We start from the raw sequence: 15,732 nt of genomic DNA, 5'->3' as shown, positions 1-15,732 counted from the left end.
AACGCCGGAGGGAGGTCACGAGTCGCCTCCGACGATGAGCGAGACGATCGCCTGCCGGTTGTCCGGCGTAGGCGTCATCTCGCCGACCTTGCGACCGCGCCGCAGCACCGCGGCTCGGTCGGCGATCTCGATCACGTGGTCCATGGCATGGGAGATGACGATGACGGCGTGGCCCTCCTCGCGTAGGCGCAGGATGAGATCGAGCACTCGCCGCGACTCGCGCAGCCCGAGCGCTGCCGTCGGCTCGTCGAGAATCACGACCTTCGACGCGAACGCCGCGGCCCTGGCCACGGCGATGGCCTGCCGCTGGCCTCCGGACATCAGACCGACGGTGGCGTGGGGGTCGGCGATCCCGACCTGGAGGCGTGTCAGCAACTCACCCGTCGCCCGGGACATGTCCCGGCGGCGCAGCAGCCGCAGGCCGCGGGGAAGCCAGCGCGGCCCGGCGATCTCCCGCCCGGCGTAGAAGTTCGCGACGGGATCCAGATTGTCGAACAGTGCGAGGTCCTGGTAGACGGTCTCGATCCCGAGGGCTCGGGCGGCGGCGGGCGAGCCCGTCGTCACCGCGACCCCGCCCATCTCGATGGATCCCGCGTCCAGCCGGTGCACGCCGCTGATGCACTTGATCAGCGTGGACTTGCCCGCCCCGTTGTCACCAAGGAGGGCGAGCACCTCGCCGGCGAACACCTCCAGATCCACGCCGTCGAGGGCGAGAACGGCGCCGAAGCGCTTGGTGGCGCCGCGAACGGCCAGGACGGGCGTCATGACCGCGCCGCCTGCGCGACGCGGAAGCGGCTTTCCAGCCGCCCGCGGACGACGTCGGACTCGACGGCCATGACGATGACGACGCCGATGACGATCGGCTGCAGAAAAGCGTCGACGTCGAGCAGGTTCATGCCGTTCCTGATGATTCCGATCATGAGTGCTCCCACGAGTGCGTTGCCTACGCCGCCCCGGCCGCCGAGGAAGCTCGCGCCCCCTATGACCACGGCGGCGATCGAGTCGAGCTCGGCCAGGTCGCCGAAGGTCGGGGAGCCGGCGTTGAGCCGGCCGGAGGTGACGATCGCGGCGATCCCGGCGGCCAGGCCGCTCAGGACGTACACCGAGATCACCACCCGGTCGACGGGGATCGCCGCCCGGCGGGCTCCCTCCGGGTTCCCGCCGACGGCGTAGATCCAGCGCCCCCACACCATCCGCGTGGTGAGCAGGACGACGGCCAGCGCCACTGCGGCGACCAGAAAGGACGAATACGGCAGCCCGCCTGCCGAGCCACCGCCCACCGCCTGGACGATCTCGGGCATGCCCTGCTGCGGTTGCCCGCCCGACAGCCACAGGGCGAGGCCCCGCCCCGCGCTCAGGGTGGCGAGCGTGATGATGAAGGGGTGGGGCAGCCGGCCCAGGACGTAGCCCATGCCGTTGATCGCGCCGACCGCCATGCCGGTGGCCAGCATGGCGAGGATGACAACCGGTCCGGACGGTGCGGCGGAGTAGACCAGGGCCCCGGTCACGGAGGCGAGCGCCAGCGTCGATCCCACGGACAGGTCGATCCCCCTGGTGAGGATCACCAGGAGCTGTCCGATGGCGAGCACCGCGATCACCGCGCTCTGCGCCAGCACGTTGCCCAGGTTGAGCATGGTGAGGAACGCGGGTGACAACATGCTCATGATCACGACGAGGAGCAGCAGGATCAGCGCCGGGCCGAGCCGGATGGCCAGCAGCGCGAGCCGCAGTGGATCGCTGCCCAGGCGGCGCAGGGCTCCGGTCTCGACGGTCACGTCACCGCTCCGGACGGGTCGTCGTGAGTGGCCGGCGACGTCGTCCGCATCCGGCCGGAGGGGGTGTCCGGGGACGTGCCCAGGCTGTCGGCGGACAGGGATTGGCTGGGGGCGGTGTCCACCCGCTTCCCCGACTCGTACGAGCGGATCACGGCGTGCGCGAGCGCGAGCGCGCGGCGACCGGCGCGGGCGTGGACGGGCGGCGGATCGCCGGCGCGCAGGGCGGCGAGCACCTCGTCGACGTGCCGGTCGAAGGTGGCGTGGAAGCCCCGGTCGGTGTCGTTGAAGTAGCCGGCCTGCCACACCCGGCTCGTCTCGTCGCCGGCGGGCGTGTAGGTGTAGCGGCGGACGGTGTCCTCGACGAGGATCCGGCCGCCGGTGCCGTTGATCTCCAGCAGGTGGGTCCCCGGGTAGGTGTACGAGGAGTCGTAGGTCCCGAGGAGCGTCCCCACCGCCCCGCTGGCGAACCGCACGGCGATCGCCATCGTCGTGTACGGCGGCCCGCCGGTCATCTGCGCCGTCACGGACGCGATCGGGCCGCACAGGTGCTCGACCATGTCGAAGCCGTGGCACTGGGTCTCGATGAGGTTGGCGTGAGGGTGCCGGCTGGTGCCCGCCTCTCCACCGAATCGCCAGGTCGCGAAGACCAGCCGGCCCAGCTCACCGCGCTCGATCGCCGCCGCCGCCAGCCGTACGGGACGGGCGTAGCGGTGGTTGAAGTTGATGGCGAAGAAGAGCCGGCGGGCCTCGGCCTCGGCGATCAGAACGTCCGCCTCCTCGAGCGAGAAGACGAGCGGCTTCTCGACCAGCAGCGGGATCCCCGCCTCGACCAGCTGCCGGGTGGTGGCGAAATGGTCTTCGTTCGGCAGGCACACGGATATCAGGTCGGGCCGCTCCCGGGCGATCATCTCCTCCACGTCGAGATAGGGGCGTACACCGAACCGTCGGGCACGCTCGACGGTGCGCTTCTCGGTCCGGCCCACGACGGCGCACAACTCGGCGTCCTCGCGGCAGGAGAACACGCGGGCGTGGTGGAAGCCCCACCAGTCGCCGGTGCCGACCACTGCGACCCTGGTCCGATTGTCGTTCACTGTCGTCTCCTCCTTGCCAGGGCGGCCTGGACGAGTACGACCAGGACGAGGAAGGTGCCGCTGACCACCTGCTGGTAGGCGGAGCTGAGTGTGCCCACCTGGTTGATCAGGTTCTGGATCACCTTGAGCAGCAGCACGCCCGCGAGGGTCCCCCCGAGCGATCCGGCACCGCCGGTGAGCAGCGTGCCGCCGATCACGACGGCCGCGATGGCCTCCAGTTCCCTGCCTTCGCCGAGAGTGGGCAGCCCGGAGGCGGTCTGCGCGGCGATGAGGACTCCCGCGAGGCCGGCCAGCAGGGAGCTCAGCACGTAGACGCGGACCCGGATGCGAGCCACCGGGAGCCCCATGAGCTCGGCGGCGTGCCCGTCCCCGTTCCCGGCGGCGAAGACCCGCAGACCGAACCGGGTGCGGTTGAGTACCACGCCGGCCGCGGCGAAGACCGCGAGGGCGATCAGCACCGGGATCCCGACGCCGAGAACACTGGCCTGCCCGATCCGGGTGAGGGCCAGATCGGCCGGGATGATGTAGACCTGGTTACCCTCCTGTGAGACCGCGAAGGCCAGCCCTCGGGCGAACAGCAGGGTCGCCAGGGTGACGACGAACGGCGCCAGCCGGGCCCGTCCGATCAGCAGCCCGTTCACCAGGCCGATCAGCCCGCAGACCGCCAGGGGCAGCAGGACCGCGCCCGCCGTCCCCCAGCGGGAGCCGTACGCCGCCAGGACACCGGACAGTGCGAGAACGGACCCGACGGACAGGTCGATCCCGCCGGAGAGGATCACGAACGTCATGCCTGTCGCGACCAGCAGCAGGTAGGAGGCGTCCAGCGCGATGGCGCCGAGGTTCCCCGGCCCGGTGAAGTTCGAGCCGAAGGTCAGCGACCCGAGGAGGACGACGAGGACGAGCACCAGGGCGGCCCCGTGCCGCCGGGCGAGTGCCGCCAACCGCGTCCGCCCGGTGCCGGCGGCCGGAGAGAAGGGGGCGGCACGTTCCGCCTGTCCGGTCGTCACGTCCCGCTCCTGTTCCGCTGCGCGTACACGGCGGCCACGATGATCGCCGCCTGGATCATCCGGGCGGTCGAGTCGTGCAGGTCGTGCTGGATGACCGTGGCGATGATGAGCTGCATCAGCAGCGCCCCCATCAGCGTGCCGAGGATCCGGACGCGGCCTCCGGCGAGGGGCGTACCTCCTACGACCACGGCGGTGATGGCGCTCAGCTCGATCAGCAGCCCGGTGAACGAGGGGTCGCTCGCGCTCTGCCGCCCGGTTGTGAGCACTCCGGCCATCGCCGCGAGCACCCCGCTGATCACGTAGACGGTGGCCAGCGTCCGTCGTACAGGCAGGCCGGCCAGGAGCGCCGCGGGCCGGTTGCCGCCCACGGCCAGCAGTCTGCGGCCGAACGCGGCGCGGCGCAGGACGAACCCGGCGGCAGCGGCGAGCGTCAGGGCCGTCAGCACGGGCAGTGGGATCCCCAGCACCTGCCCGCCGCCGATGGCGGCCAGCGTGGGGTCGAAGATCTCGACGAGCCGGCCGTCCGCGAGCACGAGCGCCATCCCCCGTCCGGCGACGAGCAGCCCGAGGGTGGCGACGATCGGCTGGATGCCGTAGGCGACCAGCCCGCCGTTCACGAGTCCCACGGCCGCACCGGCGAGCACCGCGACGGCGATGGCGGGCCAGGGCCCGTAGCCGAGGTAGAGCGGCAGCAACGCCGCCGCGATGGCCATCGTGGAGCCGACCGACAGGTCGATGCCTCCGGTGCCGATCACCAGTGCCATGCCGAGGGCGACGATGGCCACCGGGGCTACCTGGACGAGCTGGAGCCGTAGGTTCGCGACCGTGGCGAAGTTCGGCGTGAACACCAGGTTGAACGACAACAGGACGCCGAGGGCGAGGTAGACCCCGTAATCGGACAACCAGGTCACCCGCCCCACCACGCCCATGCGGCCGGCCACGGTCGGCTCAGTCATCGAACCGCCCGCAGGCGGATTCGTCCGAGTCGGCCGCGGCGATCAGCTCCATGATCCGCCGCTCGCCGATCTCCGCACCGCGCAGGACGCCGGCCGCCGTCCCGTCCCGCAGGACCACGACGGTGTCGGCGCCCTCCACGATCTCCTCCAGCTCCGCCACCAGCAGCACGCCGAGGCCTTCTTGAGCGAGCTCGTCGATGAGCGCCTGAATCTCCGCCTTGGCGCCGATGTCGATGCCCCGCGTCGGCTCGTCGAGGATCAGCACCGCGGGATGGAGACAGAGCATGCGGGCGAGCAGCACCTTCTGCTGGTTGCCTCCGGACAGTTCGCCCACCTTCTGGTCGGGCGACGACACCTTGATCCCGAGGCGGCGGATGAATGCGTCGACGATGCGGTCTCGCGCCCGGCGGGACACCAGCCCGCCGCGGGTGAGGCGGGGCAGCGCCGCGAGCGTGATGTTGTCGCGGACCGACAGCCCTGGCACGACACCCTCGGCCTTGCGGTCCTCCGGAACCATGCAGACACCCGAGCGGATCGCGGTGGCGGGGTTCCAGCGCCGGCGGGTGCGCCCGGCCACCTCCACCGACCCGGCGTCGAGGGGGTCGGCGCCGAACACCGCCCTCGCCGTCTCCGACCGGCCGGAGCCGAGCAGGCCCGCGAGTCCCACCACCTCGCCAGGGCGTACCTCGACGGAGACGCCGTGCAGGGCGTGCGCGCGGACGAGGGCTTCGGCCCGCAGAACCGGCGCGGCGCGGCCCACCTCGTGGGCCTCGCCGAAACTCGTCACGCCGTGGCGGCGCACCTCGGCGACCGGCCGGCCGAGCATCGCGGCGACCAGGCCGATACGGGAGGTCTCCCGGACGGAACCGGTGTGGACCAGACGGCCGTCGCGCAGGACGCTCACCCGCTGGCACACGCGGAAGACCTCATCCAGCTTGTGAGTGACGTAGAGGATCGCGATGCCCTGCTCGCGCAACACCTCGATGACGTCCGCGAGCCGGTCCACCTCGCGCGGGGCCAGTGAGGAGGTCGGCTCATCCATGATCACCAATCGGGCGCGCGCACTGACCGCGCGGGCGATCGCCACCATCTGCCGGATGCCGAGGCCCAGCTCGCCGAGCGGCCGGCGGACGTCCACGGTCACGCCGTACCGGGCGAGGACCTCGGTGGCTTCCCTCCGCAGCCGCGACCGGTCGAGCAGCCTCAAGCGGGTGATCGGCTCCCTGCCGAGGAAGAGGTTGTCGGCCACGCTCAGCAGCGGGGCGAGCTCGACCTCCTGGTAGATGGTGCTGATCCCGGCGTCCTGAGCGTCGGCGGGCCCGGAGAAGGACACCGGCCGGCCGAGGTGGCGGATCGTGCCGCCATCCGGCCGGTGCACCCCGGTGAGCACCTTGATCAGCGTGGACTTCCCCGCCCCGTTCTCCCCCACCAGCGCGTGGGACTCGCCGGCGTCGAGCCGCAACGAGACGCGATCGAGGGCGAGGGTCCCGCCGAACCGCTTGGAGACGGCATGCGCCTCGCACACCGGTTCATTCATGTGCCCGCTCCTGGACGTCGTGAGGGCGGCGGTCCTGGCCGCCCCCGGGCTCAGTAGGCGTTCGGCAGCTCGGCCTTGGCGTTCTCAGGGGTGTACTCCTTGTCGGAGATGATCGTCTTCGCCGGTACGCCCTTGCCGGCGTAGAAGTCCTCCAGCGCCTGGAAGGCCAGTGGCCCGAATCGTGGGTTCGACTCGATGACCGCGGCGATCCAGCCGTCGACGATGCCCTGGACCGCGCCGCGGGTGCCGTCGATCGTGACGATCTTCACGTCTCCCGGCTTCTTGCCCGCTGCCTTGAGCGCGGCGACGGCGCCGAGGGCCATCTCGTCGTTCTCCGCGTAGATGGCGGTGATGCCGGGGTTGGCGGAGATGAGCTGCTCGGTGACCGCGCGGCCCTTCTCACGGGTGAAGTCGCCGGTCTGCTCGGCCACGACCTTCAGCGCCGAGCCCTTCGCGGCGAGTTGATCCTTGAACCCCTTGGTCCGGTCGACGGTGACGTTAACCCCCGAGGCCCCGAGCAGGATCGCGACCTCTCCCTTGTCTCCCGTCGCGGTGATCATGGCGTCGGCGGCTCGAGCACCCTGCTTGACGAAGTCGGAGCCGATCCAGCCGACGTAGTCGACGCAGGCCTTCTTGGTGGTGAGCAGCCGGTCGATCGTCATGATCGGGACTTTCGCGTTCTGGGCCGCCTTGAGCGCGGGGTCGAGCCCTTCTGAGTTGAGCGGGGAGATGATCAGGACCTTGGCGCCTTGGGCGATCATGCCCTGGATGTCGGCGATCTCCTTGTTGAGGTCCGACTGCGCGTTCGTCGTGATCAGCTTGATGCCCCGCCGAGCGGCCTCGTCCTTGATCGACTGCGTCTCGGTGATCCGGAACGGGTTCGCCTCCTTCTCTGACTGCGCGAACCCCACGGTGACGTTCTTCAGGTCGAGCTGGGGCACACCGCCGTTGTACCGCTCCGGAGTGCACAGCGACGCGTCTCCAGAGGTCGCCTCCACCTGCTGCTGGGCGGACGCGCCGGTGTCCGCGGGGCCGTCGCCGACGGACTTGGTGCACGCGCTCAGCGTGAGCGCAAGCAGGCCGGCAGCGGCCGCAGCCGTTGTTCTGCGGGGCATCAAGTGACCCTCCCTCCGAGGGAACGAGCACCGCCTGCCATGATTTGCATTATTTTGACAGGAAGTTGAGAGGATGATAGCCACGGCGGTCACCGATGTGTCAATATCCGTCGCCAGGACAACGTGCAGCAGCAGGCCGCGTGGATGCCTGCAAGCTGGTCATATGCGACAACGGCAGAGGATGAGCGTTGCTGACTCGTTATGCGACCCAGAAAAGATGTCAGTTCACGTCAGAACTCATCGGTTCATGTCAGCAATGTGGACGTCGACCTGTGCGCCGACAAGCCGGTCCACCATGACGGAGTCCGCCTTCGGGTCTGTGACCAGGACGCTCATACGCTCGGTGGACACGGTCTGGCACATCGTGTCATGACCGATCTTGGAGTGGTCGGCGAGGACGACGACCTCGCGGCCGGCCGCGGCGAGGGCCTGGTCGGTGGCGGCGGCGAAGACGTTGGGCGTGGTCAGTCCCCTCTCGGGGGTGACGCCGTCGCCCGACAGGAAGGTCTGCGCGCCACGCAGGCCCGCCAGGTGCTGCTCGGTGATCGGCCCCACGAAGGCGTGGATGGACCGGCGCAGCGTGCCGCCCACCGCGACGACTTCGACGTGGGGCGCGTCCATGAGCGCCTCGACCACCATGGTGGAGTTGGTGACGACGGTGAGGGCCGGCAGCTCGGCGAGCCGACGGGCCAGCGCCGCGGTGGTGCGCCCGGGACCGAGCAGGACGGCGGTGCCGGGCTCCACGAGCGTCGCGGCGTGGGCGGCGATGGCCTCGCGCTCGGCCGCCACCGCGTCCGCGGAGGCCGGACGCGACACCGCGGGGAAGACGGGCCGAGTCACGCCACCCCGAGTGGCGTCCAGCAGTCCCTCGCCGACCAGCGACCGCAGGTCCCGCCGGACAGTGGACTCCGAGGTGCCGAGCGCGCCGGCCAGCTCCCGGAACGAGGCATACCCGTGCTCATGCACGTGCTCCAGGATGCGGCGTCGCCGCTCTGCGATCAGCATGGGACCGGGCTCACTCATCTATGGTCGGGCACCTCTGGGAGGCTACTTTACTCCAGAAGTTGTCAACAGCGGTCAATTGGTGGAACCGGACATACGTCGCATCGTACGGCTCGCGCTCACTGTCCGGCAGGTATGTCCGGGGCGGGTACGACCGGTGGACCACCTCGCGCAGCTCTCCGAGAGAACCGATGCCCCCGTGGGCCATGACCTGGACGAGGAGGTTGCCGATACCGGTCGCCTCGACCGGCCCCGCGAGCACGGGCCGCCTGCCGATGTTCGCCGTGAGCCGGCAGAGCATGTCGCTGGCGGCACCGCCGCCGACGAGGTGTACAGCCTCCACCGGGCGGCCGGTCAGCTCCTCGGCCTGCTCCAGGACCAGGCGGTAGGAGCACGCCAGGCTCTCCAGGATGCATCGCACCATCGCGGCCCTGCCCTCGGGCACCGGCTGGCCCGTCGCACGGCAGAACGCCGCGACTTGTGCCGGCATGTCCTCCGGCTTCAGGAAGCCCAGGTGGGTGGGATCAATCAGCGGGCCGAAGGCCGGCGCAGCCTCGGCCTCGGCGACCAGGTCGGCATACGAAGCGCCGGTCCCCCAAGCTCGGCGGCACTCCTGGAGCAGCCAAAGACCGTTGAGATTGCGCAGGAACCGCACGGTGCCGAGCACGCCACCCTCATTGGTGAACCCGGCGAGCCGGGACTCTGGGGTGGTGATGGGCTCGGCCGTCTCCACACCGACGAGCGACCACGTGCCGCACGAGACGTACCCGACTGCGCCAGAGGAGCCGCTCGAACCGGAGACGACGGGGAGCGCCGCAACCGCCGACGCGGTGTCATGACCGGCCACGGCGACCACGACGGCCTCGCCTGGCCGGCCGGATTCGTCCCGCAGCGGCCCGGCGACCGTGCCAGGCTCGACGATTTCCCCGCCGAACAGACGCGACGGCAGCCCGAGCCGGGCGATGAGGTCGCCGGCCCAGCGGCCGGTCCGGGCGTCCAGGAGCTGGCTGGTGCTCGCGATCGTCCGCTCGGTGAGCGTCTCGCCGCTCAGCCAGAGCGTGAACAGGTCCGGTAACATCACCAGCCGATCGGCGGCGTCCAGCAGCGACGACCCGGCGTGCGCGAGCAGCTGGCACGACGTGTTGATGGGCAGCGGCTGCACCCCCGTCACCTCATACTGCTCCTGAGAGGAGACCAGGGAAGTCAGGCCCACGGTGTAGGGGTCGCGATGGTGCCGGGGGTTGGCCACGAGCCGCCGGTCGCGGTCGAGCAGCCCGAAGTCGTTGCCCCACGCGTCCACACCCACGCTGACGACCCGGCGCTCGCCGGCGACGCGCCCGATCCCGGCACGCGCCTCCGCCAGCAGGCGCAGAACGTCCCAGTGGAGACCGCCGAGAACGCGGACCGGCACATTGGGAAAGCGGTGGGCCTCGCTCACCACGAGACGCTCGCCATCGAACTCACCCGCGAGCACCCGTCCGCTCTCGGCCCCGAGGTCCACGGCGACGTAGGTGGGCACAGGCCGAGCCTATCCCGGTCACGGCGCTCGGAAGGTGCCGCAAGGTCACGGTTCGAAGGCGGCTGCGCCCACGGGTTCCGGCGGCCCGGGCGGCACGCCGGCGCCAAGGACGAGGAGACGATCTGGGTCCACCTGGACCACAGCCTGCACGGACTCGAAGGGGCACAATTTGGTCCGAACCTCAACGGCGTTCGAGGGCGGCTCGGGCTCTGCCCGCCATGGCCTCGTCCACCATCTCCCCCTCGAACGCGATCGCCCCGGCGCCGCGCGCCCGCGCCTCCTCCACCGCGGCGATCAGCCGCTCGTAGCGGGCGAGCTCCTCGGGACCAGGCGAGTACACCTCGTTGATCACGGGGACGTGAGAGGGGTGGATGGCCATCATGCCGTCGTAGCCGAGCGAGCGGTTCTGCTCCGCGAACGCCCGCAACCCCTCCAGGTCGCCGACGCCGGTCCACAGGCCGGCAACCGGGCACGGCACTCCCGCCGCCCGGACGTCCAGCAGGACACGGGAGCGCAGGGCCAGGGTCTCGGCGCCCTCGCGGCTCCAGCGGTAGCCGATCGCGCGCTCGACGTCGCCGCCCTTGCCGGTGACCGCGCCCAGGTAGGCGACGCGGGGGGCGGCCCGGCCGATCTCGTACGCCTCCCGCAGCGCGGCGGCGCTCTCCAGCAGCGGCACCAGGGCGAGATGCCCTTCGGGCAGGCCGTGTTCGCGTTCGCACCAGGTCAGGAGCCGATCGGCCACAAGCACGTCCGCCGGCCCGCCGATCTTGGGCACGACCACCCCGGACAGGCCGGCGTGCGTGACGGCGCGCAGGTCCTCGGCGGCCGCCCAGCCGTCGAGGGGGTTGATGCGGACGAGGATGGCCATGTCGCCGCTCGCGTTCGCGACGGCGTCGGCCACGCGGGCGCGGGCGGCGGGTTTCTCCGCGGGCGGGACCGCGTCCTCGAGGTCGAGGATGGCCGCGTCGGCCCCCGCGGCCGCCGCCTTGGCGAGCCACTCGGTTCTGGTCCCCGGGACGAAGAGCAGGGAGCGCAGCTGGGGCCGGTCAGATGACACCGCGCTTCTCCAAGTCCGCGATCTCCTCCGTGCCGAGCCCGAGCCAGTCGCGGTAGACGAGGTCGTTGTCCTGCCCGAGCGCGGGCCCGGTGCGCCAGATGTGCCCGGGCTCCTGGTGGAAGTGCGGGAGGGCGGCCTGCATGCGGACGGGGCCGAGGTCGGGGTCGTCGACGGTGACGATGTCGCCGCGTTCGGCGTAGACGGGGTCGGCGGCGATGTCCGCGGCGGTGAAGACGCGGGAGGCGACCACCTCGGCCTCGGCGAAGGCCCGCAGGCACTCGCCGGTCTCGCGGGCCGCCACCCAGGCGCGGAGCCCCTGGTCCAGCCGTTCCCGTCCGGCGAGCTGCTGCAGGGTGGTGGCATAGTCCTCCTCGGGCAGGCCCAGGAGGCGGACGACGTTCAGCACGGAGCGGAGGGTCGCGGAGGTCACGGTGATCCAGTCGCCGTCGCGGGACAGGTAGGTGTTGATCACGGCGGCGGGGGCGACGGCGAGCTGGTTGCCGGATCTACCGGGGACGACGCCGAGCTGGTCATGGGCGATGACCTGCCATTCGACGAGCCGGAACAGGGGCTCGAAGAGGGCGAGGTCGATCCACTCGCCGTCGAAGCCGGGGTCGTGCGCCCGGCGGTGCAGGGCGGCGAGTATGGCGTAGGCGCCCATCAGGCCGGTCACCGCGTCGCCGTGGGAGAACCCGGTGTGCACGGGAGGGCCGTCCGGGAACCCGGTCAGGTGCACCACGCCGCTCCTGGCCTCGCCGACCTTCCCGAATCCTGGGGCGTCGGCCTGCGACGAGGTCGCGCCGAATCCGGAGATCTGCAGCAGGACGGCCTTGGGGTTGATCCGGTGCACGGCCTCCCAGTCGAGCTCCCAGGTCCGCAGCCGGCCCGGCCGGAGCGTGACGATCACGACGTCGGCCCAGGCCACCAGCCGGTGCGCGACCTGCCGGCCGCCGGAGTCGTGCAAGTCCAGGGTGACGGAGCGCTTGTTCCGGCCGGCGACCTTGAACCACAGCGGCACGCCGTCGCGCGTGGGACCCATCGCCCGGGCGGCGTCGCCGACGCCCGGGGGTTCCACGTGCACCACGTCCGCGCCCTGGTCGGCGAGCATGGAGCCGGCCAGCGGCCCGGCGACCACGTGGGCGAACTCCACCACCTTCAAGCCGCACAACTGCCCTCGCTGTTGTTCAGAGGCCACGCATGCTCCTTCGTCCTGTCGGGCTCCATGTCATCCTGCCCAGGCGAAGAAATGCGGGTCCAGCACAAAAAATCGATAAATTCATGCTATTAACGCATTAGTCAACCCAGGAGGCGCCCACAGGCACGTCCAGCGCCCGAGTACGGGACTCCTCCAGCAGGTCGAGGAACGCGGCCGCAGCGACCGGCAGGGTCCGCCGCGCCCGGACCACGACGTCCAGTCGCCGCTCGACCACGGGGCCGACCAGCGGGCGGTGCAAGATGTGCCCGGGTCCCAGGAGCGGCAGCACCAGGGCGGGCATCGCGGACACGCCGAGCCCGGCGGCGACCAGGCCGCCCACCGTCGCCACGTTGCTCGCCTCCGCCGCGAGCGTCACCTCGGCGCCCGCCTGGGCGAACGCCGCGTCCGTGAGCCTGCGGACACTGGACTGCGGCCCCACGGCCAGGAACGGCTCGGCGGCCAGGTCCTCCCAGGCGACCTCGTCGCAGTCGGCGAGCGAGTGCCCCTCCGGCAGCACCGCGTGGAAGCGGTCGCGGATCAGCGGGCGGTGTTCGAGCCGATCCGACGGCGCGCCGACCGTGGTGATGGCGAAGTCGGCGTCGCCGGACAGCACCTTGCCGAGCACGGCCCGTTCGAGCCCGTCCATGATGCGGACGGTCACGAGCGGGCGCTGGCCCCTGAAGGCGGAGATCATGCGTGGCAGCAGCACGGCCGCGACCGAGGGCAGGGTGGCCACGGCCACCATGCCCGACTCGCCGAGCAGGTAGCGCTGCAGCTCTTTCATGCCCGACCGGTGGGCGCCGACGATCTGCTCGGCCACCCGCAGGGTCTCCTGGCCCGCCGCGGTGAGCTGCACGTTGCGGGTGTCGCGCGCCAGCAGGCGGACGCCGAGCACGCGCTCCAGGTCGGCCACGGCGCGGCTCAACGTCGACTGCGAGACATGCAACTGGGCGGCCGCGGCGGTGAAACTTGCCGCCTTGGCGACGGCGACGTAGGCGGCGAGCTGCCGGAGGCTGGCTTCCATGGAAGCAACTGTTGCGCATAACGCATGGATAAATCCACTTTTGATGGTGGACGTGAAAGGTCGGCGCTCGGAAACTTCTCCGTAACCTCCCGAAAGAAAAGGACCCCGATGATCGCGCTCCTGGGCTTTCTCACCATCGGCCTGTTCCTGGTGCTCACCATGACCAGGCGCGTCTCGGTCCTCACCGCGCTGGTGCTGGTGCCGGTGCTGACCGCGGTGGCCGGCGGGTTCGCCGCCGACATGGGGCCGATGATCCTCAACGGGCTGGCCAAGGTGGCGCCGACCGGCATCATGATCGCTTTCGCGGTGCTCTACTTCAGCCTGATGATGGACACAGGGCTGTTCGATCCGCTGATCCGCGGCATCCTGCGGGTGGCCAAGGACGACCCGCTGCGGATCGCCGTGGGCACGGCGGTCATCACCATGTGCGTGGCCCTGGACGGCGACGGCGCCTCGACCTTCCTCATCACCGTCTCCGCCCTGCTGCCCGTCTACAAACGGCTCGGCATGAGCCCACTGGTGCTCACCGGCGTCGTCTGCCTCGGCGCGGGCGTGATGAACATGATCCCCTGGGGCGGCCCCACCGCCCGCGCCATGGCGGTGCTGAAGCTGGACAGCTCGCAGGTGTTCACCCCGGTCCTGCCCGCGATGGCCGCCGGCATCGCCTGGGTGCTGGTGGCGTCGTGCCTGATCGGCCTGCGGGAACGCCGCCGCCTCGGCACGGTGACCCTGCCCCCGCAACCGCAGGTCGTCGGCGACGGCCCAGGGACGCCCCGGGCCCCGGAGCGCAGGCACCCGGCCCTGACCGCCTTCAACCTGGCGCTGACCGTCGCGCTGCTGGTCGGGCTGGTGCTGCAGGCGATGCCGCTGCCGGTGCTGTTCGTGCTCGGCTTCGCGATCGCCGTGCTGGTCAACCACCCCACCTGGGAGAAGCAGCAGGAGCTGCTCGACCGGCACGCCAAGAGCGTGGTCCTGGTCACCACGATGATCTTCGCGGCGGGCGTCTTCACCGGCATCCTCACCGGCACCAAGATGATCAACGAGATGGCCACCGCGTTCGTGAACATCATCCCCGACTCCTTCGGCGGCCACCTGCCGGTGCTGGTCGCGGTCACGGGCATGCCGCTCAGCCTGGTCTTCACCCCCGACGCCTACTACTTCGGTGTGCTCCCGGTGCTGGCCCAGACCGCCGGCGGCTTCGGCATCGAGTCCGCCGAGATCGCCCGGGCCGCGATCCTCGGCCAGATGACCACCGGCTTCCCGCTCAGCCCGCTCACCGCCGCGACGTTCATCCTCGTCGGCATGAGCGGCGTGCAACTCGGCCGGCACCAGCGCTTCATCTTCGGCTGGGCGTTCGCCACCACCCTGGTCATGACCGTGGCCGCGCTCGTGACCGGCGCCATCTCGCTCTGAGGAGTCCCCCATGAAGTACGGCAGGATCGCCGCCGCCCTGTCCGCCGCCCTGGCGCTCCCCCTCACCCCGCACCAGCCCGCCCGCGCCGAAACCGACCCGTTCTTCTCCTACGACCGGCCCGCCACATACGGAGTGCGTACCGAGCGCGTGTCGGTGCCACTGCGCGACGGCGGCCACCTGGCCTGCGACCTGCACCGGCCCGACGCCGACGGCCGCTTCCCGGTGATCGTGTACGACTACAACGCCTACAACCAGCTGGAAGCGCAGGGCCGCGCGGCCGCCTACTTCGTCACCCGCGGCTACCACGCCGCCGTGTGCAACGCCCGCGGCTCGGGCGACTCCCCCGGCCGGCTCGATCCGTTCAGCGCGCAGGAGCAACGCGACAACTACGACCTCATCGAGTGGCTGGCCGCCCAGCCGTGGTCCACCGGCAAGATCGGGCAGACCGGCGTCAGCTACGGCGGCCACTCCTCGCTCCTGGTGGCGATGAACAAGCCACCCCACCTCGCCGCGATCATCCCCGTGGACGGGATCAGCGACTGGTACGAGAACACCATCTACCGCGGCGGCATCTACTCGGCCCGGATCCGCGACTGGCAGCGCGCCGTCGCCCCCGGCACGCTGGTCACCTACGCGCAGCACCCGCTCTACGACGACTTCTGGCGCGAGCGCAGCGTCAAGGCCCGCTGGAAAGACCTCGACATCCCCGTCCTGGAGATCGCCGGCTGGTACGACAGATACCGGGCCGCCATGGTGGAGAACTTCCAGGCCCGCCCCGGCAACGTCTGGCTGGTCGCCGGCCCCTGGCAGCACGGATGGCCGTCCGGCCAGCACGCCGACCCCGGCAACGGCGCGTACCTCGCCTGGTGGGACCGCTGGCTCACCGGACGCCGGGACGCGCCCCTGCCGGCCGCCAAGGTCACCTCCTACGAGATCCCCGGCCCCGGCGCGGGCGCCGGCTGGAAGCAGTTCTCCACCTGGCCTCCTCCCGGCGCCCGCCGGCCCCGGCTCGGCCTGAGCGCCGACGGAACGCTGACCTC

General features: G+C 71.1%; 14 protein-coding genes. 2 read left to right on the top strand and 12 right to left on the bottom strand.

Going from position 1 to position 15,732, the window contains the following annotated elements:
* Window positions 1-15 precede the first annotated feature (15 nt).
* The 12 genes from EJK15_RS08480 to EJK15_RS08425 all read right to left on the bottom strand — a co-directional run bounded on the left by EJK15_RS08480 (window position 16) and on the right by EJK15_RS08425 (window position 13,278).
* On the bottom strand, window positions 16-765 hold the full coding sequence (locus tag EJK15_RS08480) for an ATP-binding cassette domain-containing protein (protein WP_138709826.1): 750 nt from the start codon (window positions 763-765) through the stop codon (window positions 16-18).
* Window positions 762-1,775, bottom strand: a complete 1,014-nt coding sequence (locus EJK15_RS08475; RefSeq protein ID WP_206060720.1) for an ABC transporter permease — start codon at window positions 1,773-1,775, stop codon at window positions 762-764. Before EJK15_RS08475 ends, EJK15_RS08480 begins: the two co-directional genes overlap by 4 nt.
* Window positions 1,772-2,866 (bottom strand): Gfo/Idh/MocA family protein, encoded by a 1,095-nt coding sequence (locus EJK15_RS08470; protein ID WP_138709825.1) that lies wholly within the window; start codon window positions 2,864-2,866, stop codon window positions 1,772-1,774. The genes EJK15_RS08475 and EJK15_RS08470 overlap by 4 nt, the downstream gene beginning before the upstream one ends.
* Window positions 2,863-3,873, bottom strand: coding sequence for an ABC transporter permease (locus EJK15_RS08465; protein ID WP_138709824.1), 1,011 nt, complete (start codon window positions 3,871-3,873; stop codon window positions 2,863-2,865). The genes EJK15_RS08470 and EJK15_RS08465 overlap by 4 nt, the downstream gene beginning before the upstream one ends.
* On the bottom strand, window positions 3,870-4,829 hold the full coding sequence (locus EJK15_RS08460; protein ID WP_171074180.1) for an ABC transporter permease: 960 nt from the start codon (window positions 4,827-4,829) through the stop codon (window positions 3,870-3,872). Before EJK15_RS08460 ends, EJK15_RS08465 begins: the two co-directional genes overlap by 4 nt.
* Window positions 4,822-6,366 carry a sugar ABC transporter ATP-binding protein gene (locus EJK15_RS08455; RefSeq protein ID WP_138709823.1) on the bottom strand — a complete coding sequence of 515 codons (1,545 nt, stop codon included), beginning with the start codon at window positions 6,364-6,366 and terminating at the stop codon, window positions 4,822-4,824. The genes EJK15_RS08460 and EJK15_RS08455 overlap by 8 nt, the downstream gene beginning before the upstream one ends.
* A gap of 50 nt (window positions 6,367-6,416) precedes the next feature.
* The gene (locus tag EJK15_RS08450) at window positions 6,417-7,481 is read right to left on the bottom strand and encodes an ABC transporter substrate-binding protein (protein WP_138709822.1); all 1,065 of its coding nucleotides are present in this window, start codon (window positions 7,479-7,481) and stop codon (window positions 6,417-6,419) included.
* 237 nt (window positions 7,482-7,718) lie between these two features.
* Window positions 7,719-8,504, bottom strand: coding sequence for a DeoR/GlpR family DNA-binding transcription regulator (locus EJK15_RS08445; RefSeq protein ID WP_138709821.1), 786 nt, complete (start codon window positions 8,502-8,504; stop codon window positions 7,719-7,721).
* Window positions 8,497-10,002 carry a rhamnulokinase gene (locus EJK15_RS08440; protein WP_138709820.1) on the bottom strand — a complete coding sequence of 502 codons (1,506 nt, stop codon included), beginning with the start codon at window positions 10,000-10,002 and terminating at the stop codon, window positions 8,497-8,499. Before EJK15_RS08440 ends, EJK15_RS08445 begins: the two co-directional genes overlap by 8 nt.
* 181 nt (window positions 10,003-10,183) lie before the next feature.
* A complete protein-coding gene (locus tag EJK15_RS08435) occupies window positions 10,184-11,059 on the bottom strand; it encodes an HpcH/HpaI aldolase/citrate lyase family protein (protein ID WP_138709819.1) in 876 nt (291 codons plus the stop codon).
* Window positions 11,049-12,254 carry a CaiB/BaiF CoA transferase family protein gene (locus EJK15_RS08430; protein WP_138709818.1) on the bottom strand — a complete coding sequence of 402 codons (1,206 nt, stop codon included), beginning with the start codon at window positions 12,252-12,254 and terminating at the stop codon, window positions 11,049-11,051. The genes EJK15_RS08435 and EJK15_RS08430 overlap by 11 nt, the downstream gene beginning before the upstream one ends.
* 97 nt (window positions 12,255-12,351) lie before the next feature.
* Window positions 12,352-13,278 (bottom strand): LysR family transcriptional regulator, encoded by a 927-nt coding sequence (locus EJK15_RS08425; RefSeq protein WP_138709817.1) that lies wholly within the window; start codon window positions 13,276-13,278, stop codon window positions 12,352-12,354.
* Between the two features lie 24 nt (window positions 13,279-13,302).
* Between EJK15_RS08425 and EJK15_RS08420 the strand changes: the two genes are divergently transcribed.
* Complete coding sequence (locus EJK15_RS08420) at window positions 13,303-14,691, top strand: CitMHS family transporter (protein WP_338089853.1); 1,389 nt, start codon at window positions 13,303-13,305, stop codon at window positions 14,689-14,691.
* 10 nt (window positions 14,692-14,701) lie between these two features.
* A partial coding sequence (locus tag EJK15_RS08415) for a CocE/NonD family hydrolase (RefSeq protein WP_138709815.1) occupies window positions 14,702-15,732 on the top strand: 1,031 nt, incomplete at its 3' end.

Origin of the sequence: Nonomuraea basaltis (assembly GCF_005893125.1) — a bacterium.
Lineage (GTDB): Bacteria > Actinomycetota > Actinomycetes > Streptosporangiales > Streptosporangiaceae > Nonomuraea > Nonomuraea basaltis.
The sequence above is the reverse complement of the archived record's forward strand: the minus strand, read 5'-3'. Positions and strand labels throughout refer to the sequence as shown.